The sequence below is a fragment of the Pantoea sp. PNT03 genome, from assembly GCF_014852515.1.
GTDB classification, from domain to species: Bacteria; Pseudomonadota; Gammaproteobacteria; order Enterobacterales; family Enterobacteriaceae; genus Pantoea; species Pantoea leporis.
The window spans coordinates 14,654-40,294 of record NZ_JACVBT010000008.1 but is presented as its reverse complement, the minus strand read 5'-3'; the positions used below and the strand labels follow the sequence as shown (position 1 = coordinate 40,294).

General features: G+C 54.1%; 23 protein-coding genes. 15 read left to right on the top strand and 8 right to left on the bottom strand.

The genetic code is table 11. The annotated features are described in order from the left end of the window. Window positions 1–449: 449 nt before the first annotated feature. From lpxP to IB226_RS22155, 6 genes are all read left to right on the top strand, one after another. Window positions 450–1,373 (top strand): kdo(2)-lipid IV(A) palmitoleoyltransferase, encoded by a 924-nt coding sequence (gene lpxP / locus IB226_RS22180; protein WP_101760701.1) that lies wholly within the window; start codon window positions 450–452, stop codon window positions 1,371–1,373. A 138-nt stretch (window positions 1,374–1,511) separates the two neighbouring features. After that, the gene (locus IB226_RS22175; RefSeq protein WP_192237016.1) at window positions 1,512–2,951 is read left to right on the top strand and encodes an efflux transporter outer membrane subunit; all 1,440 of its coding nucleotides are present in this window, start codon (window positions 1,512–1,514) and stop codon (window positions 2,949–2,951) included. A gap of 117 nt (window positions 2,952–3,068) precedes the next feature. Beyond that, window positions 3,069–4,211 carry an alanine racemase gene (locus IB226_RS22170; RefSeq protein WP_192237050.1) on the top strand — a complete coding sequence of 381 codons (1,143 nt, stop codon included), beginning with the start codon at window positions 3,069–3,071 and terminating at the stop codon, window positions 4,209–4,211. Between the two features lie 106 nt (window positions 4,212–4,317). Further along, a complete protein-coding gene (locus IB226_RS22165; RefSeq protein WP_101760704.1) occupies window positions 4,318–4,713 on the top strand; it encodes a polyketide cyclase in 396 nt (131 codons plus the stop codon). A gap of 436 nt (window positions 4,714–5,149) precedes the next feature. Next, window positions 5,150–5,416, top strand: a complete 267-nt coding sequence (locus IB226_RS22160; RefSeq protein WP_137386792.1) for a hypothetical protein — start codon at window positions 5,150–5,152, stop codon at window positions 5,414–5,416. A 74-nt stretch (window positions 5,417–5,490) separates the two neighbouring features. Next, on the top strand, window positions 5,491–6,135 hold the full coding sequence (locus IB226_RS22155; protein WP_137386793.1) for an oligosaccharide flippase family protein: 645 nt from the start codon (window positions 5,491–5,493) through the stop codon (window positions 6,133–6,135). Between the two features lie 80 nt (window positions 6,136–6,215). Here the strand turns inward: IB226_RS22155 and IB226_RS22150 are convergent, their stop codons facing one another. After that, window positions 6,216–6,908, bottom strand: coding sequence for a LuxR C-terminal-related transcriptional regulator (locus tag IB226_RS22150; protein ID WP_192237015.1), 693 nt, complete (start codon window positions 6,906–6,908; stop codon window positions 6,216–6,218). Window positions 6,909–7,199: 291 nt separating this feature from the next. Between IB226_RS22150 and IB226_RS22145 the strand changes: the two genes are divergently transcribed. Further along, entirely contained in the window at window positions 7,200–7,817 is a 618-nt protein-coding gene (locus tag IB226_RS22145; RefSeq protein WP_008109765.1) for a trimeric intracellular cation channel family protein, read from the top strand. Here the strand turns inward: IB226_RS22145 and ligB are convergent. Next, entirely contained in the window at window positions 7,731–9,500 is a 1,770-nt protein-coding gene (gene ligB, locus IB226_RS22140; protein ID WP_192237014.1) for an NAD-dependent DNA ligase LigB, read from the bottom strand. The genes IB226_RS22145 and ligB overlap by 87 nt on opposite strands. Before the next feature lie 240 nt (window positions 9,501–9,740). Here ligB and gmk point away from each other — a divergent pair, with 240 nt between their 5' ends. The 5 genes from gmk to recG are packed head-to-tail and all read left to right on the top strand — an operon-like array spanning window position 9,741 to window position 15,603. Further along, a complete protein-coding gene (gene gmk / locus IB226_RS22135; RefSeq protein WP_008109768.1) occupies window positions 9,741–10,364 on the top strand; it encodes a guanylate kinase in 624 nt (207 codons plus the stop codon). 57 nt (window positions 10,365–10,421) lie between these two features. Beyond that, window positions 10,422–10,697 (top strand): DNA-directed RNA polymerase subunit omega, encoded by a 276-nt coding sequence (gene rpoZ, locus IB226_RS22130; protein WP_007885265.1) that lies wholly within the window; start codon window positions 10,422–10,424, stop codon window positions 10,695–10,697. A gap of 20 nt (window positions 10,698–10,717) precedes the next feature. After that, on the top strand, window positions 10,718–12,829 hold the full coding sequence (gene spoT, locus IB226_RS22125; RefSeq protein ID WP_101760709.1) for a bifunctional GTP diphosphokinase/guanosine-3',5'-bis pyrophosphate 3'-pyrophosphohydrolase: 2,112 nt from the start codon (window positions 10,718–10,720) through the stop codon (window positions 12,827–12,829). Between the two features lie 3 nt (window positions 12,830–12,832). After that, on the top strand, window positions 12,833–13,528 hold the full coding sequence (gene trmH / locus IB226_RS22120) for a tRNA (guanosine(18)-2'-O)-methyltransferase TrmH (RefSeq protein WP_101760710.1): 696 nt from the start codon (window positions 12,833–12,835) through the stop codon (window positions 13,526–13,528). Next, complete coding sequence (gene recG, locus IB226_RS22115) at window positions 13,525–15,603, top strand: ATP-dependent DNA helicase RecG (RefSeq protein ID WP_192237013.1); 2,079 nt, start codon at window positions 13,525–13,527, stop codon at window positions 15,601–15,603. The genes trmH and recG overlap by 4 nt, the downstream gene beginning before the upstream one ends. On the opposite strand, the gene IB226_RS22110 is transcribed toward recG, so the two are convergent. Beyond that, the gene (locus tag IB226_RS22110) at window positions 15,600–16,085 is read right to left on the bottom strand and encodes a MarR family winged helix-turn-helix transcriptional regulator (RefSeq protein WP_192237012.1); all 486 of its coding nucleotides are present in this window, start codon (window positions 16,083–16,085) and stop codon (window positions 15,600–15,602) included. The genes recG and IB226_RS22110 overlap by 4 nt on opposite strands. Window positions 16,086–16,155: 70 nt before the next feature. On the opposite strand from IB226_RS22110, the gene IB226_RS22105 reads away from it, so the two are divergent. The 3 genes from IB226_RS22105 to IB226_RS22095 all read left to right on the top strand — a co-directional run bounded on the left by IB226_RS22105 (window position 16,156) and on the right by IB226_RS22095 (window position 20,371). Then, window positions 16,156–17,091 (top strand): zinc-binding alcohol dehydrogenase family protein, encoded by a 936-nt coding sequence (locus tag IB226_RS22105; protein WP_192237011.1) that lies wholly within the window; start codon window positions 16,156–16,158, stop codon window positions 17,089–17,091. A 92-nt stretch (window positions 17,092–17,183) separates the two neighbouring features. Next, entirely contained in the window at window positions 17,184–18,569 is a 1,386-nt protein-coding gene (locus IB226_RS22100; RefSeq protein WP_008109781.1) for an NCS2 family protein, read from the top strand. A 122-nt stretch (window positions 18,570–18,691) separates the two neighbouring features. Next, a complete protein-coding gene (locus IB226_RS22095; RefSeq protein ID WP_192237010.1) occupies window positions 18,692–20,371 on the top strand; it encodes an AsmA family protein in 1,680 nt (559 codons plus the stop codon). A 92-nt stretch (window positions 20,372–20,463) separates the two neighbouring features. On the opposite strand, the gene fabY is transcribed toward IB226_RS22095, so the two are convergent. From fabY to typA, 5 genes are all read right to left on the bottom strand, one after another. Beyond that, entirely contained in the window at window positions 20,464–21,411 is a 948-nt protein-coding gene (gene fabY / locus IB226_RS22090) for a fatty acid biosynthesis protein FabY (protein WP_101760715.1), read from the bottom strand. Window positions 21,412–21,470: 59 nt separating this feature from the next. After that, window positions 21,471–21,908, bottom strand: coding sequence for a D-aminoacyl-tRNA deacylase (gene dtd, locus IB226_RS22085; protein ID WP_101760716.1), 438 nt, complete (start codon window positions 21,906–21,908; stop codon window positions 21,471–21,473). After that, entirely contained in the window at window positions 21,905–22,777 is an 873-nt protein-coding gene (locus tag IB226_RS22080; RefSeq protein WP_101760717.1) for a virulence factor BrkB family protein, read from the bottom strand. Before IB226_RS22080 ends, dtd begins: the two co-directional genes overlap by 4 nt. Beyond that, a complete protein-coding gene (gene yihX, locus IB226_RS22075) occupies window positions 22,778–23,374 on the bottom strand; it encodes a glucose-1-phosphatase (RefSeq protein ID WP_101760718.1) in 597 nt (198 codons plus the stop codon). A gap of 184 nt (window positions 23,375–23,558) precedes the next feature. After that, a complete protein-coding gene (gene typA, locus IB226_RS22070) occupies window positions 23,559–25,379 on the bottom strand; it encodes a ribosome-dependent GTPase TypA (RefSeq protein ID WP_008109794.1) in 1,821 nt (606 codons plus the stop codon). Window positions 25,380–25,641 lie beyond the last annotated feature (262 nt).

Sequence of the window (25,641 nt, the reverse complement as noted above, 5' to 3'; positions counted from 1 at the left end):
TGACAAAGCACCATGATGCCAACGTAACCTACTCACTGCTTAAAATTGCCATGTTGCAGGGAGACATGGAATGGCAACAGAGACTGCATCAGAGCGGTCATCGGCTTTTTCCTGAAGACAAACGCTTTAATCTTCCTGAACAAAGTAAATAAAGCGTAAAGATTAGTGTGTCCTTATTAACAGACAGTTCTTAATCCACTACGTGATGGCTATTTTGACTTCTTTAGGATGAGTTTACCCTGCTGTTTTTAAAGGGAATGAATAAAAGGTGATAGGATGAAGCCGTTCTAACCATGAATGTGCTCAATCCTGAGGATTGCAGAGATTGGGTAACATTGACGGCACTTTTTGCTAAAGTGCTGGTCGTAATCAATACAGTTGTACCGCTCCAGGAACTCAGGGACCCTTTTTCTTCGTGCGATACATTTTTTCCCCGACATGAAGGCGTTATGACGAAATCCAGGCAGTTCCGTTCCAAACTTCTGCATCCCCGTTATTGGTTTACCTGGTTTGGGCTAGGTGTGCTGTGGCTGCTGGTGCAACTTCCTTACCCCATTCTGATCCGGCTTGGTGCTGGCGCTGGCAAATTGTCGCGTCACTTCCTGAAGCGCCGCGAACGCATCACCCGTCGCAATATTGAGCTGTGCTTCCCCAATATTAAGGAAGAGAAAATCGAGGCGATGATCGCCGGCAACTTCGAATCGCTAGGAATGGCGCTGGCAGAAACCGGCATTGCCTGGTTCTGGTCTGATGCACGCGTGCGTCGTTACTTCGAAGTGCATGGTCTGGAAAACCTGCAGCACGCACAAAGCCACCAGCGTGGTGTGATGGTCATCGGTGTGCACTTTATGTCGCTGGAGCTGGGCGGCCGCATTACCGGTTTATGCCAGCCAATGATGGCGATGTATCGTCCGCACAATAATCAGGCGATGGAGTGGGCACAAACCAAGGGTCGCATGCGTTCGAATAAAGCGATGATCGATCGTCGCGATTTGCGCGGCATGGTGCAGGCGCTAAAAAAAGGCGAAGCGGTCTGGTTCGCACCGGATCAGGATTACGGCCCAAAAGGCAGCGTGTTTGCTCCGCTGTTTGCGGTGAAACAAGCGGCGACCACCAACGGCACCTATGTTCTGTCTCGTCTGGCAAAACCGGCGATGCTGACCATCGTATTGATTCGAAACCAGGATAAGAGCGGTTATCAGCTGATTATTCAGCCTGAACTGGAAAATTATCCGTATGAAGATGAAGCTGCCGCCGCTGCTTACATGAATCGCGTGATTGAGAATGAAATTCTGCGTGCGCCCGACCAATATCTGTGGCTGCATCGTCGCTTTAAAACCCGTCCGCCGGGTGAAGCGTCTCTCTATATCTAATCTCTTGATGCAGCAGGTTTTCGCCTGCTGCTCATTTTCTCTGCTCACATTTAACAACCATTCTTAACGAAAAACAGGTTTGTCAAAATCTGCCCCGCCTCTTGTAATGGTCGCCTTCACCTCTCTTTGACCAGAACTATGACACAGCACTTTCACTGCAAATTTCTCGCGCTGGCCGTTGCCACTGCGCTGCTGGCCAGTTGTGCCAATCCACACGGCTTAAACCCCAAAAACACGCTGCTTGATGCTAACGCTCTGCAAGCCAGTCAATCCCTGAAAAACGCGCATTTCAGCGCCGCGAATTGGCCAAAAAGCGCATGGTGGCGAGGTTTTAACGATGCTCAACTCAATCGACTGATTGATGATGCGATGGCATCCAACCCGGATTTGCAGGTAGTCAACGCGCAAGCGGATAAAGCCAATGCACAAGTGATTGCCGCCAATGCCGAACGCTATCCTGATGTCGATCTCAACGCGGGCATTACGCGCTCGCGTGTGGCAAAGGTGGATGATCCGCTGCTAGAGGGGAAAAGCTACAGCACGCTGCGCACCGCTAACGTTGGCTTGAGCTACACCTTCGATTTATGGGGCGGCAAAAAAGATGCCGCTGAAGCCGCATTGGGGCAAGCACGTGCCAGCGAGTTGGATCGTCAGGCCAGTCAGTTAACGCTGGCCGCGAACGTGACGCGAGCGTGGAACAACCTTAATCTCGCCTGGAATAATGCCGAACTGGCGCAGCAGAATGCCGAGCGTGCGGCGGGTATCGCCAAAATTCAGCAGCAATATGTCAGCGCTGGACTCACTTCCGATTACCAATATAAGCAGGCGCTGTCGCAGCAGAAAACCGCGCAAGCCGAATTGACGCAAGCTCAACAACAAGTCACCGATGCCGGTATTCAGCTTTCGACGCTGATAGGTAAAGGCCCGGATTACTGGCACCAGCTAAAACCGGCGCAGATGAATGTGCCGGTCGCCGCCATGCTGCCAAACGCCATTCCGGCCGAACTGCTGGGTCGTCGTCCGGATGTGGTGGCCGCGCGCTGGCGCGTTGAAGCGGCATCAAAACAGATCGCCGCCAGCAAAACCGAGTTCTATCCCAACATCAATTTGGTGGCCGAAGCCGGCACCAAATCCCTGCTCGGCGATGCCTTCTTTGGTGCGCCAAGCCGCTTCTTTAATGTGGGACCGAGTTTGTCATTGCCGATCTTTGACGCGGGCAAACGTCGCGCCGATTTAGCAGAGAGCGACGCCGATTACGATCTGGCGGTAGCGCAGTACAACAAATTGCTGATTAGTTCACTGGGTAATATCAGCGACACCATTACTCAGTTGCAGTCGATTCAGGATCAGCTGGCGCAACAGGAAAGCGCTAACCAGCTGATTCACAGCGCGTGGGATGATTTGCATAGTGAATACGCAGCGGGCCTGCGTCCTTATCTTGATGTGCTGACAATTCAAAATCAGCTGATCGAATCCGACCAAAAAATGGTGGCGCTGAAGGCGCAGCAAATTAACCTTGCGGTGGTTTTGATTGAGGATTTGGGCGGCGGATTCCAGAGCGGCAGCTCTAAGGTTTGAAACGGTCGCCATGAATGGCGCCCCTACAGCAGGAATGTGCCGATTTTGTCGGCTGGCATTCTGCCGTGCATTGATGAATCATAGTCCGCACTGTGTAATCACCTGCGGACTATTATGATGGAACAGAATATTGAGGCTGGTTGGTTGCGGCCTCTGATTGCCGACCGACTAACACCGTACCTCGAAATTGATGCAGCGCGCCTGCAACGCAACCTGCAACAGATGCAGCAAAAAGCCGATGCCGCTGGCGTCACGCTACGTCCTCATATCAAAACCCATAAAAGCGTCTGGATTGCTGAGCAGCAGCGAAAGCTCGGCGCGCGCGGCATTACCGTATCTAAACCGAGTGAAGGCATCGCTTTTATTCTCGGTGGCGAACGCGATCTGCTGCTAGCTTACCCAATTGTGCATGCCGATACGCTGAAAGAACTTTTGGCGGTAGCCGCACAACATCAGGCGCGCATTACCTGCATTGCGGATTGCGCGAATGGCGTGGCAGCAATAGCGGCTGCACATCAGCGCCAGCCCGATTGCCAGCTGGCGTTAGCCATCAAGGTGGATGTGGGATTACATCGCATCGGTGTTGATCCGCACGACGATGCCGCCGTTACGCTGGCGCAACAAATTCAGGATGCGGGCCTCACGTTTGCCGGGCTGGTTTCTCATGCCGGTCACGCTTATGGCGCAGGTAACGCCGCAGCGATTGCCGACGTTGCCCTGCAGGAAATCGCATTGATGCGTGATCTGCAGCAGCGCCTGATTGCCGCTGGTTTTGCGCACTGCCCAATTTCGGTCGGTTCAACGCCAACGGCATTGGCGGCACCCGTCGCGCAGGGCAGCGATGAAATCCGCCCAGGCAATTACGCGCTGCTTGATCTCACCGCATGGCGTTTAGGTCTTTGCACGCCAGAGGCGTTGGCGCTGAGCGTGGTAACGCGCGTGGTAGCGGTCAATCCGCACTTCGCCATTATTGATGCCGGTTCCAAAATGCTTAGCTCTGACAAAGGGCCGCACGGCACCAATGCCAGCGGATTTGGTATCGCCGTCGATGAGCAAGGCAATCATTATGAAGTATTGAAGCTGTCGGAGGAGCATGGTTTCCTGCAATATGCTGAACAGGCACCCACCGTTGGCGCGCTGCTGCGCATCTTCCCTAACCACAGCTGCGCGGTGGTTGCGCAGTCCGATCGCTTCGTGCAGCGCCATGCTGATGATACGGGTGAAGAGCAGGCTATTCAGGGACGCGGCAAGTTTATCTGATTACAGCGTTTTCACGGAAACCGCTGCTGACCCACACTTCCATGACCGGGCCGTTTGCAGCCCGGTATCAGCGTGCTTTAATGGCTGTATCACATCAGGAGGTCCCATGCTGCCATCTCAGACCGTCACACTAACGGTTCCACGCAACTGGTTAGATTTGTATGAAACCATCTGGAAACCGGAATGCTTTGCCAAATGGGCGAGCGGACTCAGCGCCAGTACGCTAACGCAGGAAGGGAACAGCTGGAAAGCCAAAGGTCCCGAGGGAACGGTAAAGATTCGCTTCACCCCACACAATCCCTTTGGCGTGATGGATCACTGGATTGATACCGGAACGGGTAAAGAGATTTATATGCCGATGCGGGTGATTGCCAATGAGCAAGGTGCGGAAGTGGTGATGGTGGTTTATCGTCAAGCATTCATGTCTGACGAGAAGTTTGCCGAGGATGTTGCATGGGTGAAACGCGATCTGGAACAGCTTCTTCATCTGTTAACTCATTAGAATCAATGGATTATGCAGAGATAGCCTCTTTAACGCATGCTGGAATCAATCAATAAAAATCGCTGACTTTTTTGCTCAGTAGCGTTTAACTGTTTTGCTCAAGCCTTCACGTATTTATCTGCTAATCACCAGTCTGGCTTAAGCATCCTCAACAGGAAAATTCCTGGTGAGGATGTGCAGAAAAATGCTGAGTGCCTCTGATTTATCAAAGTTTTTTCTGTATTTCTTTATCGCCGCTTCATTCAACCGTATGGAATGAAGAAAAGCACTAATAAATAGTAAATCACTCGCCTTATATATTCTGATGCAAATTCTGAAACCATTTATTCCTGCGGTCTATTTATAGGAGTTTTCTGATGGTGTTAAATTAATTAAAACACGGTATAACTCATTTCACACACAGCAGTAACCATAATAACAACAGCAGGGAAATAACATGGATCGCTCAACCTATCCTTTGTTATCAGAAAAAGAATTCGTTGAGATTGCCAGCCGGATGCTGGCCGGGGAATATATAAACTCAAAGGGATTTTATAATGATCTTACGGATTTCCTCCGCACAGGAGGAGATACCATTAAGACAACAACATCATTAAGCGCCAGGGTCATCTTAATAAATTCAGAACATCATTTAATTGAACGCATTTTTACGTGGCAAAACCTGAAAGGTATATCAGGGCTGCGTCAGGATGCGCTGCATTGATGTAAGCTGTGCTTTGGCCTGTGGCCAGAGTAAACCCTTAATTGCACTGGTACATGTACCATAATGAGCAGAATATGGCGATAAGAGAAAAAAATCTGACCAACGCTAAATGGTCAATTTTGTCATCGATTAAAATCGTCGGCATTGGTGTTTTACAACTTTCACTTCTGGCACAAATACTCCAGGCAAACGAGTTAAATTTACTCGCCATTGCTATTGTAATGTTATTGATTATTGACACACTGGCCGATCGCGGATTTGGCAATGCCATTATCAGAACTAAAAACCTGAACAATAGCGATCTCTCAATATTATATTGGGGGAATGTATTAAGCGGACTCGCTATTTTTGCCGCGCTGTTTATTGGTAGCGATATTTCTAGTCGAATGATGAATCAACCCGAAATGGCAATAATGCTGGAAATGATTTCGGTCATCTTCATTATTATTCCGCAGGGACAACATTATCGCGCCATATTACAGCGGGAAAACCAATTTTCACGCATCGCTTTCGCGGAAACATCTTCTGTACTGGTGGGATTAAGCGTCACACTGTTTACCGTGTGGCTGACACCTTCAGTGCTGTGCGCCATCTGGGGCTACCTCGCCATGGTATCCATCAGAATGCTGATCTACTGCTACTACGGTCGCTCCTGGTTCCAGCCAGAATACCGCTTTAGCCTGAAAAGTTTCGCTAACGTGCGAGCAAGAAACGGATAATAAAAACAAGTCTGTATGGTGGGCTCTGGGCATCTGAAAAGATGCGTTCGCGTGCTGGTCGCCAGCACGCTTTTTTCTTTTTAGGCTTCCAGTAACTCTTCCAGTGACTGAAAACTGAGTTCACTTAACTTGCCGTTACGCTGCAAGCGCAGCCAACTCACTATCATGCGTAACTCATCAATCACCATGTAGAGATCGGCCATATCATTCTTGCTTTTGACCTGCAGTCGCGCCAGTGCATTGAGTTTGTGTGCATTCACTGTTTTGTGACTGATGCCTAAGCGAATGCCGATGTGCTCTATGCTGTAACCCCACGCCATCATCAGTAATACCCTTAATTGCCTGTCTGGCAAAAGAATATCCGCACCTTCAACTAACTGAATTTGGGCATTAGTGTTGATGCTGGTGAGAAGACGGCTGGAAAGTATCTGACGAGAGGATTTTAAGTCCAACACCGTCAGCGAAGGCAGGTAACGACTGAGCGCATGCATCAGCGGTAACAAACGCCGCGTCAGCACCACGATTTGCATCGTGGGAAACTGCTGCTGTAAGGCGTAAAGCACTTTTAAGGTGCCGGTTAGCGGCATATTTTCATGAAAGATACACACCAGCAAACGCGGTTTCATCTTTTCGCACTTCGCCATGACCGTGCTGAGAGACCATAGCTCATGCAGCTGAAACGCAACAGGTAACGAGGACAAAAGACTCTCAAGCCCCAGCGCCGCCAGTTTGTCAGAGGAGAAAAAGAGAATGTCTTCGTTACGAGTTTTCATGCCTGTCCAATAGTTGCTACGCGTGATGCCTGAGAGCGGAAATCCTGCTTCAATTGCCAGTAATCACGTACGACACAAACTGGCTAGAACTTAAGAAGAGAAGATCTGCCCCTCTTCGCATCATTTATACTTATGCGAAAAGGTCAATAACTGCAGATTTATCCCGCCTGCTAAGCCTGTTAGCATGCACGCCATCAAAAAGCCTAATCCGATAACGCTTTATTTAGAAAATCTCAGTGGTCTACACTCTGAGAAATCTTTAGCCTTGCCGCCAATTTACTGGAGTGCTCTATGTTGTTAACCGTTCTCTATATTATTGGTATTACAGCCGAAGCCATGACCGGCGCGCTGGCGGCAGGACGTCGTAAAATGGACCTGTTTGGCGTGATCATCATCGCCTCGGTCACCGCCATTGGCGGCGGTTCGGTGCGTGACATTTTGCTGGGCCACTATCCGCTCAGTTGGGTTAAAAACCCGGAGTACATCATGATCGTGGCTGCGGCTGCGGTTGTGACCACCTTTGTTGCACCGCTAATGACGCACCTGCGCAAAGTGTTTCTGGTGCTGGATGCGCTGGGTTTAGTGGTGTTCTCGATTATTGGCGCCCAGGTTGCACTGGATAGCGGGCACGCCTCCATCATTGCTGCCATCGCCGCCGTGATCACTGGCGTATTCGGCGGAGTGCTGCGCGATATGTTCTGCAACCGCATTCCGCTAGTGTTCCAGAAAGAGCTGTATGCCGGTATCGCTTTCGCCTCGGGCTGGATGTATATCCTGTTGTTGAAAACGCCGCTGGCGCATGAAGCGGTGGTGATCATCACGCTACTGTTCGGCTTCTTCGCCCGCTTGCTGGCGCTGCGTTTCCGCCTCGGTTTGCCGATCTTCAACTATCCCCATCCTGAACATTGAATCAGTTGCAGGAATCTCCTGCTGCTGCAGAAAGTGAATCAACTGCTGCAGGTGCGCATCCTGCAGCATCATCACAATCCGTTGTGCCAACACGCTACCGATACCGGGCAGTTGCTGCCAGCTTTCCGGCGTTCGCGCCAGCAACTGCGACCACTGCGCATCCGGTAAAGCCTGTAACGCTGCACGCGGCAACGGCAAGCCAAGCGCACTCACCCAGCGTCGCAGCGGCTGCTGACGCGTCAGGTTAAAGCGGTGCCAGATAAGTTGCGCGCGAGCCGGCGTGATGCCATTAGCCTGCGCAATCTGATCCGGCGTCAGTGTCAGCCAGGAAAAGAGATGGCTGATAGTGCCGCTATCCAGCAGGCGCTGCCAGCTGCTGCGCTGTACGCCCGCAATATCGAGTACCGACGTCTGGCTGAGCCAGCTAAGGCGAGATAAAAACTGCGCCCGGCAGTCGGCGCTAAAGTGCAGACAGGTTAAGCCGTGGAATTCGCCCTCCTGTGGCGACGCTGGATAATCGCGCTGCGCCACACGCCAAATCACGCGCTCCAGTCGCGGAATGCCTAATCCCGCCAGCGTGAGCGTCACCTCATCACCCGCGATCACATCCAGTTCCCGCCAGCGTCGCAGGGAACCAATGTTTACCCGGCGTACCGTTTTGTCCTCCAGTTGTACCGGTATCAGATTTAGCACCACGGCGATCTTGCCCGTGCGGCCCACATTGAAATCCACTGACAGCACTTCGCTGCTGACTTCTGCTGGTTGATACTTCCATGCCGCTGACCAACTGCCCTGGCCGGGCTGCCAGTCGCGCCCTGCGCTGACAGGTGATTGATGGATTACCACGCCGTCGGTGACAAACGGCAGCGATTCGCGGAACCAGCGATCGCGCCATACCGCGACTTCCTCTTCATTACTCACCTGACGGCTCCAGCTCTGCGCCAGCCCAAATCCCCATTGTGTGAGCTGCGCCAGACGATCGGGCATTGAATTGGGTCCATCCGGCCACGCCCAGATAAATACGCCAAGGCGCTCAAGCAGCGGGCTGGTGTCGTGGCGCATCATCGCTCCCGCCACCTGAGCGCGCGCGTTCTTGCCGCCGTCACGCGCCTGTTGATGATCGGTCATTTGCAGAAACAGCTCACCTTGCAGCACCACTTCCTCACGCAAGGTATCCAGCCGCTGCGGGATGGAGGGAATATGTGCGGATTTGGCCAGCCACTCTTCGCCACGCAAACCATCGCCGCGGCTGATCAATGAGGCCAACTTACCCTGTCGATATACTAAAGTAACGGCGACGCCATCGACTTTCGGCTGCAGCCATAGCGCAGATTTGTCCTGCATCCAGTACGCCACTGCCAGCTTATCGCGCAGTTTGCGCACGCCGGTATGCGCCACCGGATGATGCGTACTGCCATCGGTGGTGAGTTGTGCATCGTAGGTGGCGTGCGCCGGTGTGAAACAGCGCTGCCACTGCTGTAATCGCTGTTGCAGGCTGTCGTAATCGGCATCGGTCACCAGATTAGTGCCCTGCCGGTAATACGCGTCATCCCACTGTCGTAGCTGGGTTTGCAGCTGTGTGATTTCCTGCCCCGCGCGCACCGGCGACCAATTCGGGCAGAGCGCTTCGGCCCAGCAACCCATACTGAATAAGCAACACAATAGACTCAGGCATCCTTTCATCTTCGCTCTCCTTTTTTGCTATTGGAGCGCGCAGCGCAGGCCTTTACCAGCCATGAAGATTGTGCGCTGGATGCAGATTCCAGAGATTAAATTGCTGTTGCAGCCTGCTACATCAGCCTCTGGCGCGGCTTCACAGAAAAAAGAATTGCCTCAGCCAAGCGGCAAACGCTGCGTGACCACCTCAAGCCGTGTATACTGTGCAGGAAATCGACTCCGCTCTTTACTCAATTCAAGATAACCATGGCTCAAGGCACGCTTTATATAGTTTCCGCCCCCAGCGGCGCGGGTAAATCCAGCCTGATTCAGGCGCTGTTAAAGACACAACCGCTGTACGATACGCAGGTGTCTATTTCTCATACCACCCGTGGCGTGCGTCCCGGTGAAGCTCATGGTGAGCACTACTTTTTCGTCTCTAAGTCCGAATTCGAGACCATGATTGCAACAGACGACTTCCTCGAACATGCGGAAGTGTTTGGCAATTATTACGGTACGTCACGCGCTGCGATTGAGCAGGTGCTGGCGACCGGCGTGGACGTCTTCCTGGATATCGACTGGCAAGGTGCGCAGCAAATTCGCCAGAAAATGCCGGCCGCTCGCAGCATCTTTGTGCTGCCGCCTTCTACCGAAGAGTTGGATCGTCGCCTGCGTGGCCGCGGTCAGGACAGCGAAGAGGTGATTGCCCGTCGTATGCAACAGGCCGTGGCGGAAATGAGCCACTACGCCGAGTATGACTATTTAATTGTTAATGATGATTTCGATCTGGCGCTGTCAGATCTGAAAACCATTATTCGCGCAGAACGTCTGCGTATGGGTCGCCAAAAATCGCGACATGATGCTTTAATCAGCAAACTATTGGCAGTCTGAATTCACTTTCAGTATTATGCCCAGTCATTTCTTCATCATCTGTGGAGTAGCACACCTATGGCACGCGTAACCGTTCAGGACGCAGTAGAGAAAGTTGGTAACCGTTTTGACCTGGTGTTGGTCGCTGCACGTCGTGCACGTCAGATGCAGGTAGGCGGTAAAGATGCGCTGGTTCCGGAAGAGAACGATAAGCCAACCGTTATCGCCCTGCGCGAAATCGAAGAAGGTTTGATCACTACCCAGATTCTGGATGTCCGTGATCGTCAGGAACAGCATGAGCAGGAAGCCGCTGAGTTACAAGCCGTTACCGCTATCGCTGAAGGTCGTCGTTAACAGCACTTCGCAGGTCGCCCTTGTATCTGTTTGAAAGCCTCAATCAACTGATTGAAAAATACTTGCCTGAGGAGCAAATTAAGCGCCTCAAGCAAGCTTATCTAGTCGCGCGTGATGCCCACGAGGGTCAAACACGCTCCAGCGGCGAGCCTTATATCACCCATCCTGTTGCTGTAGCCTGCATTCTGGCCGAGATGAAACTCGACCACGAAACGCTAATGGCGGCGCTGCTGCATGATGTGATCGAAGATACGCCCGCCACTTACCAGGATATGGAACAGCTGTTTGGTAAAAGCGTTGCCGAACTGGTAGAAGGTGTATCCAAGCTCGATAAGCTGAAGTTCCGCGACAAGAAAGAAGCGCAGGCTGAAAACTTCCGCAAAATGATCATGGCGATGGTGCAGGATATCCGCGTCATCTTGATCAAACTGGCTGACCGCACGCACAACATGCGCACGCTCGGCGCGTTACGTCCGGATAAAAAACGTCGTATCGCGCTGGAAACGCTGGAGATTTACAGTCCTCTGGCGCACCGCCTTGGTATTCATCACCTGAAAACAGAACTGGAAGAGCTCGGCTTTGAAGCGCTCTACCCGAACCGTTTCCGCGTGATTAAAGAGGTGGTGAAAGCGGCGCGCGGTAACCGTAAAGAGATGATTCAGAAGATCCTTGCTGAAATCGACGGTCGCTTACAGGAAGCAGGTATTCCCTGCCGCGTAAGTGGACGCGAAAAACATCTCTACTCGATCTACCGCAAAATGCACCTGAAAGAGCAGCGTTTTCACTCGATCATGGATATCTACGCTTTCCGCGTCATCGTGAAAGATCTGGATACCTGCTATCGCGTGCTCGGACAGATGCACAGCTTGTACAAACCGCGTCCCGGACGCGTAAAAGATTACATCGCCATTCCCAAGGCCAACGGCTATCAATCGCTGCATACTTCAATGATCGGCCCACACGGCGTACCGGTTGAAGTGCAGATCCGTACTGAAGATATGGATCAGATGGCAGAAATGGGTGTGGCAGCACACTGGGCGTATAAAGAGAGCGGCGAAGTCAGCGGTACTACCGCGCAGATTCGTGCTCAGCGCTGGTTACAAAGCCTGCTGGAGCTGCAACAAAGCGCCGGTAGCTCGTTTGAATTTATCGAAAGCGTGAAATCCGATCTCTTCCCGGATGAGATCTATGTGTTCACGCCGGAAGGCCGCATCGTCGAATTGCCGGCTGGCGCCACGCCGGTTGATTTCGCCTATGCGGTGCATACCGATATCGGTCATGCCTGCGTCGGCGCACGCGTCGATCGCCAGCCTTACCCGCTGTCACAATCGCTGACCAGCGGTCAAACCATTGAAATCATCACCGCGCCGGGTGCTCGCCCGAACGCTGCCTGGCTCAATTTTGTCGTCAGCTCGAAAGCGCGCGCCAAAATCCGTCAGCTGCTGAAAAACCTCAAGCGTGAAGACTCCGTCAACCTGGGTCGTCGCCTGTTGAGCCACGCGCTCGGCGGCAGCAAGAAGCTGGCAGAGATTCCGGTTGAGAACATTCAGCACGAACTTGAGCGCATGAAGCTGACCGCCATCGATGATTTGCTGGCAGAAATCGGCTTGGGCAACGCCATGAGCGTGGTGGTGGCGAAAAACTTGCTGCAGTCAGGCAGTGAAGAGCCGCAGAGCAACAGCAAACGCAAAAAGCTGCCGATCAAAGGCGCGGATGGCGTGCTGATTACCTTTGCCAAATGCTGCCGTCCAATTCCTGGTGACCCGATTGTGGCGCACGTTAGTCCCGGAAAAGGTTTGGTGGTGCATCACGAATCCTGCCGTAACATCCGTGGCTACCAAAAAGAGCCTGAAAAGTTCATGCCGGTTGAGTGGGATAAAGTGACCGACCAGGAATTTGTCGCAGAGATTAAAGTCGACATGTTCAATCATCAGGGCGCACTGGCGAATCTGACCGCGGCAATCAACACTGCCAGTTCCAATATTCAGAGCCTGAATACCGAAGAGCGTGATGGTCGCGTGTATAGCGCCTTTATCCGCCTCACCGCGAACGATCGCGTCCATCTGGCGAATATTATGCGCAAAATCCGCGTAATGCCGGACGTGATCAAAGTTCACCGCAACCGTAACTAGCCCATGAACGCTCAACGTTTTGCCCGAATTCAGGAGATGCTGGCCCTGCGCCAGCACGATCTTACCGTTTGCATGGAACAGGTGCATAAACCGCATAACGTCTCGGCAGTGATCCGTACCGCCGATGCGGTGGGCATTCATGAAGTGCACGCCGTCTGGCCAAGCGTGCGTATGCGCACCATGGTTTCCGCTTCGGCCGGCAGCAACAGTTGGGTGAAGGTTAAAACGCATCAGCATATTGCAGATGCAGTGCGTCATCTGAAGGATGAAGGCATGCAGGTGCTGGCGACCAATCTGTCCGCCAAAGCGGTAGATTTTCGCGACATCGATTACACCAAACCGACCTGCATTCTGATGGGTCAGGAAAAAACCGGTATTACCGCTGAAGCGCTGGCGCTGGCCGATCAGGACATCGTTGTGCCGATGGTGGGCATGGTGCAGTCGCTCAATGTCTCGGTGGCTTCCGCGCTGATTTTGTATGAAGCGCAACGTCAGCGACAGAATGCCGGTATGTATCAGCGCACCTACAGCCTGCTGGATGAAGATGAGCAGCAGCGTTTGCTATTCGAAGGCGGTTATCCGGTGCTGGCACGCGTCGCTAAGCAGAAAGGCCTGCCGTATCCGCACATCAATGGTCAGGGCGAAGTAGAAGCCGACGCCGAGTGGTGGGCCACCATGCAATCAACAGGTAGAAAATGAAAGGCCGTCTGCTGGATGCCATCCCGCTCAGTACCCTGACCGGCGTCGGCGCCAGTCAGGCGGGCAAGCTGGCCAAACTTGGCCTGTTCACCATTCAGGATCTACTGCTGCATCTGCCACTGCGTTACGAAGATCGCACCCAACTGTATAAAATCAATGACCTGCTGCCCGGCGTTTATGCCACGGTGGAAGGTGAAGTGCTGAGCAGCGAAATCACTTTCGGTCGCCGCCGCATGTTGGTGTGCCAGATCAGCGATGGCAGCGGCATGCTGACCATGCGTTTCTTCAATTTCAATGCCGGGATGAAAAACAGCCTGGCGCCGGGCCGTCGCGTTACCGCCTACGGCGAGATTAAGCGCGGTCAGCGCGGTGCTGAAATCATTCATCCCGAGTTTCGCGTGCAGGGCGAACAAGGCGGCGTTGAGCTGCAGGAAACCCTGACGCCGGTTTATCCCACTACCGAAGGCATTCGCCAGGCGACACTGCGCAATCTCACCGATCAGGCGTTGACGTTGCTGGAGAGCTGCCCAATTGCCGAGCTGCTACCATCCGAGCTGAGCGGCGGGCTGATTAGCCTGCCGGATGCACTACGCACGCTGCATCGTCCACCGCCGGATCTGCGTTTAAGTGAGCTGGAGACTGGCCGCCATCCGGCACAGAAACGCTTAATTCTGGAAGAGCTACTGGCGCATAACCTCAGCATGCTAGCAGTGCGTGCCGGTGCACAGCGCCATCATGCATTGCCGATGACGGCGCGCCACGAGCTGGTTGATCAGCTTCTGGCGGCGCTGCCCTTCTCGCCAACCGGTGCGCAACAGCGTGTGGTGGCAGAAATCGAAAAAGATTTGGCCAACGATTTTCCGATGATGCGTTTGGTGCAGGGCGATGTCGGCTCCGGTAAAACGCTGGTGGCCGCACTGGCGGCACTGAACGTCATCGCACACGGCAAACAGGTAGCGCTGATGGCACCGACCGAGCTGCTGGCCGAGCAGCATGCCAACAACTTCCGCCAGTGGTTTGCACCGCTGGGAATTGAAGTGGGCTGGCTGGCGGGCAAGCAGAAAGGCAAAGCGCGCGAAGCGCAGCAGGAAGCCATTGCCAGCGGTCAGGTCGCGATGGTGGTCGGCACCCACGCGCTGTTCCAGGAACAGGTGAAATTCAACGGCATGGCGCTGGTGATCATTGATGAGCAGCATCGCTTTGGCGTGCACCAGCGCTTAGCGCTGTGGGAAAAAGGCGAGGAACAAGGTTTCCATCCGCATCAGCTGATCATGACCGCTACGCCGATTCCGCGCACGCTGGCGATGACCGCTTACGCCGATCTCGATACCTCCACCATCGACGAATTACCGCCAGGTCGTACGCCGGTGACCACGGTGGCGATTCCCGATAGCCGCCGCAGTGAGATCATCACGCGCGTGCAAAGCGCCTGTCACGAAGGACGTCAGGCTTATTGGGTGTGTACGCTGATTGAAGAGTCGGAAGTGCTGGAAGCGCAGGCGGCAGAAGCAACGTGGGAAGAGCTGAAAGTGGCGCTGCCCGATTTGCAGGTTGGCCTGGTACACGGCCGCATGAAGCCTGCCGAAAAGCAGGCGGTGATGGCGGCGTTTAAGGCCAATGAAATCCAGCTGCTGATCGCCACCACGGTGATCGAAGTGGGCGTGGATGTGCCGAATGCCAGCCTGATGATTATCGAAAACCCGGAACGTCTCGGTTTGGCTCAGTTACATCAGCTGCGCGGCCGCGTAGGCCGTGGTGCTGTCGCTTCACACTGCGTGTTGTTGTACAAAGCGCCGCTCAGCAAAACCGCGCAGAAGCGGTTGCAGGTGCTGCGCGATAGCAACGACGGCTTCGTGATTGCCCAGCACGATCTGGAGATTCGCGGTCCGGGTGAAATGCTCGGCACACGTCAAACCGGCAACGCCGAGTTTAAAGTAGCGGATTTGCTGCGCGATCAGGGCATGATTCCCGAAGTTCAGCGCGTGGCGCGTCATATCCACCAGCACTATCCAGAGCAGGCGCAGGCACTGATTGAGCGCTGGCTGCCGGAAACCGAGCGCTACAGTAACGCTTAATCCGCCGTCTTGCTTTTATCGATGGCAATAAAATCCCCGACAAATTTCTGCAGCAGACGCGCCAGCTCGGCGCGCTCTTCATCCGGCCAGCTGGCAAACAGGTTCTGATAAATTTGCGCGCGCGCCGCATCGATTTTGTCAGTCATCGCTTTACCTGCCGCAGTGATCACCGCTTCATTCACCCGTTTGTCTTTGGCATTTTTCTGGCGCTGCGCCAGCCCTAACTCCTCCAGCTTCGCCACCTGACGACTGACGGTGGTGTAATCGCGTCCGGCCCGCTCCGCCAGCTCCACCACGCCAATTGGCCCGAAGCGACCGAGTTGAATCAGTAGCGGAAACAGCGCGCGATCAAGCTGAATATTTGACTCTTTTATCAATAATTCATCACGTTGTGGACGATTGAAAGTTCCTACAATCATCAGCAGCGCATTGTGCAGATCATCAAATGCAGCACTATTATGTGTATTTTGCACGCTTTTCATTGACGTTATCCTGAGGCAAGCCTAATGTGTGCATATTACACATAGTTTCCACTTAACTGAAGGTGAAAGCATGAAAGCAGCGATAGTTTCCGCGGCAGGTGAACTGCCCGTTTACGGTGATTTTCCTGAACCGCAGGCCGATGAAAGCCATGTGGTGGTAACAGTGAAAGCCGCCGCCGTCAGCCAGCTGGCAAAAGCACGCGCCGCCGGAACGCATTACAGCGCGGCCGCGCACTATCCCTTTATTACCGGCATCGATGGTACCGGCACGCTGAGTAATGGCGATCCGGTTTACTTCCTTGCCTTTAATGCACCTTGGGGCAGCATGGCGGAGAGAACCTTAGTGCCCGCCGACAGCATCGTTTCGTTGCCGCCGAAATTGGATCCGGTGCTGGCCGCTGCGCTGGCGAATCCGGGCATGTCATCCTGGGCGGCATTAACCCGACGCGCCCAGCTGCGCACTGGTGAAACCGTATTGATCAATGGCGCAACCGGTACGTCGGGCGGTTTAGCGGTGCGTATCGCACAGCATCTGGGTGCAGGCAAAATTATCGCCACCGGTCGTAATCGCGCCGCGCTGGATCAACTGCGCGCGCAGGGCGCCGACCTCACTTTCACGCTGGATGAATTGCCGGACGCGTTACCGGCGTTGATGAAAGAAGGTGTTGATGTGGTACTCGATTATCTGTGGGGCCAGAGCGCACTCGATATCATGCACGCCGCCGTAGCGGGCGGAGAGAAAACGGTACGCTTTGTGCAAATCGGTTCCTTAAGCGGACAGGAAATTACCCTGCACAGTAAACTGCTGCGCTCGTCCGGGCTGACATTAATGGGCAGCGGCCTCGGTAGCGTGTCGGATAATGAGTTGATCGCCTGCATCGGCGAAATGCTGACGGCCGCCGCCGAGAGCGATTTTTCGATCGCCTTCCAGATGCGCTCGCTGAGTGACGTCGCGCTGGCGTGGCAGGAAGATGACAGCCGTTGCCGTACGGTGTTTACGCTTTAGATCAACGGAAGTAAAAAGGGGCATTGCAAACGATTGCTTTCACAACGCAACCGTTTAAAATCGCCCCTTTGTTGTAATTGAGAACGTCCACCATGTCCGTCAACACCGCTGAAACTCGCCAGCCTGCCAGCGCTGCAAGCCCGAAAAGTGAACTGATTTACCGCCTCGAAGACCGTCCACCGTTACCGCAAACCTTGTTTGCTGCCTGTCAGCATTTGTTGGCGATGTTTGTCGCGGTGATTACGCCTGCGCTGCTGATTTGCCAGGCGCTGGGTTTACCGGCACAGGACACGCAACACATCATCAGCATGTCGCTGTTTGCCTCGGGCGTGGCATCCATTCTGCAAATCAAAACCTGGGGACCCGTGGGCTCTGGCCTGTTGTCGATTCAGGGAACCAGCTTTAACTTCGTGACGCCGCTGATCATGGGCGGCATGGCGCTGAAAAATGGTGGCGTTGATGTGCCGACCATGATGGCGGCGCTGTTTGGCACGCTGATGGTGGCGTCTTGTACCGAAATGGTGCTGTCACGCGTGTTGCACCTGGCGCGCCGCATCATTACGCCGCTGGTTTCCGGCATTGTGGTGATGATTATTGGCCTGTCGCTGATTCAGGTCGGTTTGACCTCCATCGGCGGCGGCTTTGCGGCGATGAGCGATCACACGTTTGGCGCTCCGAAAAACTTGTTGCTGGCGGCTTCGGTATTGGTGGTGATTATCCTGCTTAATCGTCAGCGTAATGCTTATCTGCGCGTGGCTTCGTTGGTGATCGCGATGGCGGTAGGTTATGCGCTGGCCTGGGCGCTGGATATGCTGCCCGCCACCAGCACGCCAGCCGATCAACCGCTGATTGCCGTGCCATCGCCGCTCTACTACGGCCTGGGCTTTGACTGGAATCTGCTGATCCCGCTGATGTTGGTGTTTATGGTGACCTCGCTGGAAACCATCGGCGACATCACCGCGACTTCTGATGTTTCCGAGCAGCCGGTAAGTGGCCCGCTGTATATGAAGCGTCTGAAAGGCGGCGTGTTGGCCAACGGTCTTAACTCCTTTGTCTCAGCGCTGTTCAACACCTTCCCGAATTCCTGTTTTGGCCAGAACAACGGCGTGATTCAGCTTACCGGCGTTGCCAGCCGCTATGTAGGCTTTGTCGTGGCGCTGATGCTGATCGTGCTTGGCCTGTTCCCAGCCGTGAGTGGTTTTGTGCAGCATATTCCAGAACCGGTGCTGGGCGGTGCCACCATTGTGATGTTTGGTACCATCGCCGCATCTGGCGTGCGCATCGTTTCGCGTGAACCGCTGAATCGTCGTGCCATCATGATTATCGCGCTGTCGCTGGCGGTAGGTTTGGGCGTTTCTCAGCAGCCGCTGATTCTGCAATTTGCCCCGGACTGGCTGAAAACCCTGCTTTCATCTGGCATTGCGGCCGGTGGTATTACCGCCATCGTGCTGAACCTGATCTTCCCGCAAGAAAAGTAATCCTGCAGGCAGGCTTCGGCCTGCCTGATATTTATCCGCATTTACATCCAGGCTGTTGAGCTGTAACGGTAATTCAGGCATAACAACCACTCACCGGATAAATATCGGGATGGATGAGTGCGATGAAATTTTTAGGCAAGTTTTTCCTTACCTTACTGCTGCTAATTCTGCTGGCGCTGGTAGTGCTGTATGTGTTGCTACAAACACAATGGGGCGCAGGTTGGTTTAGCCGCTGGGTAAGCGATAAAACCGCCTGGCATCTCTCTCTCAGCAAGATTGAGCACGACTTCTCCTCCCCTTCGCATATCATTCTCGATGACTTCAGCTTTGGTCATGATGGTCAGCCCGCCGTGTTGGTGGCGAAACGCGTTGATCTTGGCCTGGCGCTGGTTCAGTTCAGCGATCCACTGCACTTCAACAGCATCGAAGTGCGCGACGGTGAAATCAATCTAGCCAATCAAGCGCCCGATACCACGCTGCCGATTCAGGCCAATCGCCTGCAGCTGAATAATGTGCGTATTGAGAATCCGCACAGCACATTGCCGATGACCGCTCAGCGCGTGAATGGTGGTCTTCTGCCGTGGAAACCGCTGCCTAACGACGTGCTGGGCAGCGATGCGCAGTTCCAGATTAGCGCTGGCACCCTGACGCTGGATGGCGTACCGGGTAACAACGTGCTGCTGCAGGGCAGTATCAAGCAACGTCGTCTGGTGCTGAGCAATATCGGCGCCGATCTGGCGCGCGGTTCGATGACCGGCAACGCCGAGCGCGATGCGCTGGGTAACTGGAAGATCGACCAACTGCGCCTCAACGATATCCGCCTGCAAACCCATCAAAGCCTGAGCGACTTCCTCAATCCGCTGCGCGCTGTGCCTTCTGTGAGCATCAACCGTCTGGATATGACCGATGCACGCCTGCAAGGACCTGACTGGGCGGTGACCGATCTCGATTTAACCCTGAAAAATGTCACCCTGCGCGGCGATGATTGGGAAAGCGATGGCGGTTCTCTCTCCATGAATGCCGGGAATTTTATTAACGGTGGCTTTGAGCTCAACGATCCTATCGTCAATGCCGAATTCTCGGCGCAGGGCATCGCGCTGACGCAGTTCAGTTCGCGCTGGGTGAATGGCGTGGTGCGCGCCAGCGGCAACTGGACGCGCAGCGACAAACGTCTGACGCTGGATGAACTGGCGATCGCCGGGCTGGAATATACTTTGCCGCAAAACTGGCGTGAACGCTGGCAGCAAACCTTACCGGACTGGCTGGATAGCGTGCTAATAACCCGCGCTACTGCCAACCGTAACCTGATTATTGATATCAATCCGGCGTTCCCGTTCCAGATGACGTCACTGGATGGCAGCGCGAATAATCTGTTACTGGCGCGTCAACATCAGTGGGGAATCTGGTCCGGTAAAGCCAGCTTCAACGCGGCCGAAGCCACCTTCAATCGCACCGATCTGCGTCATCCGTCCATTGCGCTGAATGCCAACGATCAACAGATTCAGGTAACGGAATTGAGCGCCTTTAACGGCAGCGGTTTACTGGAAGGATCAGCAACGGTTGGGCAGGACGCGCAACGTCCGTTGACGCTGAATCTGAAAGGCCAGGCTGTGCCGGCAAACGTGCTGGGCAATTGGGGTTGGCCAACGCTGCAATTGAGCGGTAACAGTAATTTACAGCTGCAGCTGAAAGGTTCGCTGAACGCCAGCGCGCCGCTGCGCCCCAGCGTGGATGGCACGTTGTCGGTAACCACCGATGCCCAAGCTGTACAGCAAACGATGCGGGGCGGGCAAGTGCAATAATTCTGTAGCGGCGCGATTCATTGCGCTCTTTTGACTTTAAAAAGCGATGCGCAATAAATTGCGCCGCTACAGTATGTAAAAAAATTGCAGGACTAATCGATACGGGCGCCGGAGCCGCCCTCTTCCAGTGCTCCGTCAGAATCGGCGGGCAGCACGATATACACACCTTCGAATACCGCGCCCAGCTCATCATCCCCAAACAGCTCCACTTCCATCTGCACGCGGGCTTTGCGGCCACGCGCCAGACGATCAAGATCGCCGCTGAGCGAGCCGAGATCGGCAATCGCGCCCGGACGGCCGCTGATCGGTTTGCTGTAGCGAATATGCGCATCCGCCAGAATAATGGTGCCACCGAGATGGCGCTCGCGCAGCAGCAGCCAAATTAAACCCCAACCGGTGAGCGTGGCGAGCGAGAACAAGCTGCCCGCAAATAGGGTGTGATGGGGATTCTGGTTGCCCGCTTCGGGCATGGTGGTAACGAATTTCTGCCCGGTATATTGCAGAATGCGCACGCCCATTTTTTCACTCAGCGGAATGTGCTCGTACCAGGCTTGTTGCAGCTGTCCGCACCAGTCGGCGCGATGCAGAATATCGTCGAGCGTCACAACCGGTTTTATCATCAGGAAGTGGCGCACTGGCGTAGTTTGCGGCGCGGTGATTTCGCCTTGGTTGACGTAGCCGAGCTTGGCAAAAAATTCGACGGCGTCTTCACGCGCGCTACAAGTGACGCGTTTTGCCCCTTCCTGACGCGCGACTGATTCCAGCGTCATCGCCACCAGCGTGCCAAGACCTTTGCCCTGCACCGAAGGATGCACGGCGAGGAAGCGAATCGCGGCTTCGTTCTCGGCATTGATGTACAGACGGCCGATTGCCACCGGTTTGCCTTGCTCATCCACCACCATTTGATGATGCGCCAGCGCATCCCAGGCATCACGCTCAGAACCCTGCGGCTGACGCAGCGGCTTTCGTAACATTTCCCAGCGGAACTGGTAATACATATCCAGTTCTTCCGCCGTTTGCGGTACGCGAAGATGATACATAAAGTGATTCTCTCGTTCGAAGCTTGCGTGGCTAAGTCCTTGCCGCTCGGCTGAAACCCTCACACCTGTAACCAGAAGGTCACCGGACCATCGTTTACCAACGAAACCTGCATATTGGCGGCGAAGCGCCCGTTTGCGGTGGCCACACCCTGTGCACGGCAGCAATCGCTAAAGTATTCATAGAGGCGCTCGGCTTCCGCCGGTTCTGCGCCACCAGAGAAAGAGGGACGCATACCTTTATTGGTATCTGCGGCGAGGGTGAATTGCGACACCACCAGCACGCTGCCACCTGCCTGCTGCACATTGAGATTCATTTTGTCGTTCTCATCCGCAAAGATGCGGTAGCCCAGCACGCGCTCGGTTAATCGCTGCGCTTTTTGTTCATCGTCGCCCTTTTCCACACCCAATAACACCAGCAAGCCGGCGCCAATTTCGCCCACTGTCGCGTCGTCAACGCTGACACTGGCGCGGCTGACGCGCTGAATCAAAGCAATCATGTTTCCTCACGTTCTTTTTCGCGTTCCTGCTGTTTTAGCTGGCGATAGTCATCCAGCGTGACGGTGATTTCCGCGCCTAACAACACAATACACCACGACCAGTAAACCCAAAGGAACAGAATGGGGATGACCGCCAGAACGCCGTAAATTAACTGATACGAAGGGAACATCGTAACATAGAGCGCAAAGCCTTTTTTACCCAGCTCGAACAGCAACCCGGCAACGATGGCGCCGATCAGTGCATCACGCGTCGGCACGCGCCGCGTCGGCACAATGCTATACAGCAGCCAGAAAGCGAGGATAGAGAGGCACAGCGGGAATATGCGCAGCAGATGATCGATCAAGCTGGTGACGCCCGTGACGTTCACCCAGCGCAGCGACAGCAGATAGGAGCTGAGCGCTAAACTTGCGCCGGCCAACAGCGGGCCCAGCGTTAAGATCATCCAGTAAACAGCAAAGGAGTAGACCATTGGACGCGGTTTATCGCTGCGCCAGATGGCGTTCAATGCGCTGTCCACCGAATGCATCAGCAGCAGCGCGGTGACGATCAACCCCACAATGCCGACCGCCGTCATCTTATTGACGTTGGCGACAAACTGATCAAGATAACGCTGAATCACGTCGCCCGTTGCCGGAATGAAGTTGGTAAAGATGAAGTTCTTCAACTGCACGCTGATGTCCGAGAACATCGGAAAAGCAGCAAACAGAGCGAACACCACGGCAATCAGCGGCACCAATGCCAGCAATGAGACGTAGGCGAGATTACCCGCCTGCGTCGTCATGTTGTCATCGTCAACGCGTCGCCACAGCAGTTTTACCCACAAATAAAAGGCATGCGCCGAGTGGCGCAGATGTCGATGGTTCAGCACTCAGAGACGACCCGCAAACCAGTCCGGCACAGTTTTCTCATCAACCACCAGCACGCTCTCAATGCCGAGTGCGCGCGCAGCGTCGATATTGGCCTGATTATCATCGAAAAATACCGCCTGATCGGCCTGATAACCTTCGTGCTGCAGCACATAATTGTAGATGCGCGCTTCCGGCTTACGCATGCCGATATCCTGCGACATATAAAGATGATCGGCCGCCTGTTGAACATCGGGATATTGGGTTGGCCAGAACTCGAAGTGCAGCTGATTGGTATTGGACAGGATCACCACGCGCTCGCCATTGGCACGCAGCTTGTTCATGATCGCCAGCGTTTCAGGACGCACGCCGACAAAGACCGCCTGCCAGCCAGCAGTGAATTGCGGATAGCTCAGCGCGATATCCAGCTGGTCGCAAATGCGCGCAGCGAATTCTGGATCGCTGATTTCGCCACGTTCGTGTTTCTCAAAAGCCTCATCCATGCGGAAACGACTTTGTAGCGTGGATAACGGCACGCGCCCTAAGTCGCTCCAGACGCCGAGCACACGATTGAAATCGATATCAACAATCACATTGCCTAAATCAAAGATGTACAGCATGACGCCTCTCCTTTTCGTTCCCTGGATCATTCACTTTAGCGGCAAAAGTGGGAGCTGAACAGGGACGAGGGGCGGGAAATCAGTAATCTGGAAGCGGAGGCAAACTTCATTAAGCGAGCGTTGCAGCGGGTTGCAGACATAAAAAAGCCCCGCGGGTGCGGGGCTCAATATCAGACTGTTTCGCTTACTCTTTGCTGCCGCGAGAAGAACGTTTACGATCGTTCTCGGTCAGATGACGTTTACGAATACGGACTGACAGCGGAGTCACTTCTACCAGTTCGTCATCATCGATGAACTCGATAGCCTGTTCCAGCGTCATTTTCTGCGGTGGAACCAGAGTGGTGGCTTCGTCAGTACCTGACGCACGCATGTTGGTCAGTTTCTTACCAGTCAGACAGTTTACTGTCAGATCGTTAGAACGGCTGTGAATACCGATGATCTGGCCTTCATACACTTCCGCACCGTGACCGAGGAACAGCTTGCCGCGATCCTGCAGACCGAACAGGGCGAACGCTACCGCTTTACCCTGACCGTTCGAGATCAGCACGCCGTTCTGACGCTGGCCCACTTCGCCCGGACGAACATCGTCATAGTGGCTGAAGGTGGAGTACAGCAGACCGGTACCTGAAGTCATGGTCATGAATTCGTTACGGAAGCCGATCAGACCACGGCTTGGGATCATGTAGTCGAGACGTACACGGCCTTTACCATCTGGATCCATGTTTTTCAGATCGCCTTTACGCTCACCCATCGCTTGCATCACAGAACCCTGATGGGTTTCTTCGATGTCGAGGGTCACGTTTTCGAATGGCTCCTGCTTACGGCCTTCGTGCTCGCGGAAGATAACTTTCGGACGGGATACCGCCAGCTCGAAACCTTCACGACGCATGTTTTCGATCAGAACCGACAAGTGCAGCTCACCACGACCGGAAACGCGGAACGCATCCGAATCTTCGGTTTCTTCAACGCGCAGTGCCACGTTGTGTACCAGCTCTTTGTTCAAACGCTCCAGGATCTGGCGCGAGGTCACGAACTTACCTTCTTTACCGCAGAACGGTGAGGTGTTCACGTTGAAGAACATGGTAACGGTTGGCTCATCGACGCTCAGGGCTGGCAGCGCTTCCACATTCTGCGTGTCGCAGATGGTGTCAGAGATGTTCAGCTCGCCCAGACCGGTGATCGCGATGATGTCGCCCGCTTCTGCCAGGGTACTTTCGATACGTTCCAGACCCAAGTGGCCCAGCACTTTACCGACTTTACCGTTACGGGTTTTGCCTTCGCTATCAATGATAGTGACCTGCTGGTTCGGCTTCACGGTACCGCGCTTGATGCGGCCGATGCCGATCACGCCCAGATAGTTGTTGTAGTCCAGCTGCGAGATCTGCATCTGCAGTGGCGCTTCAACTTCAACCTGAGGTGGAGAAACGTGGTCAACGATCGCCTGATACAGCGGGGTCATGTCGTCAGCCATGTCGGTGTGTTCCAGACCCGCGATACCGTTCAGCGCCGAAGCGAAGATGATCGGGAAGTCCAGTTGCTCGTCAGTCGCATCCAGGTTAACGAACAGGTCAAATACCTGATCAACAACCCAATCAGGACGCGCGCCCGGACGGTCAACTTTGTTGATAACCACAATCGGCTTCAAACCATGAGCAAATGCTTTCTTGGTTACGAAGCGGGTTTGCGGCATAGGGCCATCCATCGCATCTACAACCAGCAGCACCGAATCCACCATGGACATGACGCGCTCCACTTCACCACCGAAGTCGGCGTGTCCTGGGGTATCAACGATGTTGATACGGTAGTCATTCCATTTGATGGCGGTGTTTTTTGCGAGGATGGTAATCCCACGCTCTTTCTCCAAATCGTTGGAGTCCATTACGCGCTCAGTCGCTTCGGTACGAGCATCAAAAGTACCGGACTGTTGGAGCAGCTTGTCAACCAGGGTGGTCTTACCATGGTCAACGTGCGCGATGATGGCGATGTTACGCAAATTTTCGATCACAGCTTTGCCTCAGGCATTATAGAAATAACGCGGTATTGTACACGGATTAAGCGGAAGACTGAACATGATCACAGATTTCGCCGAAAGTTTCTTGTAGCGCTGGTTTTTAGCACCGTTTACGGTGCATTAATCTGCACTGCGATAGTAATTTGCACCAAATTAGTGCTTAACTTCACCTGTGGTGCACCATAACGATGCATGCAATCCATCCTGGTGCAGCCTTCGACTCACGAAAGGGCGCATTGTAGCGCCATTTTCGCCA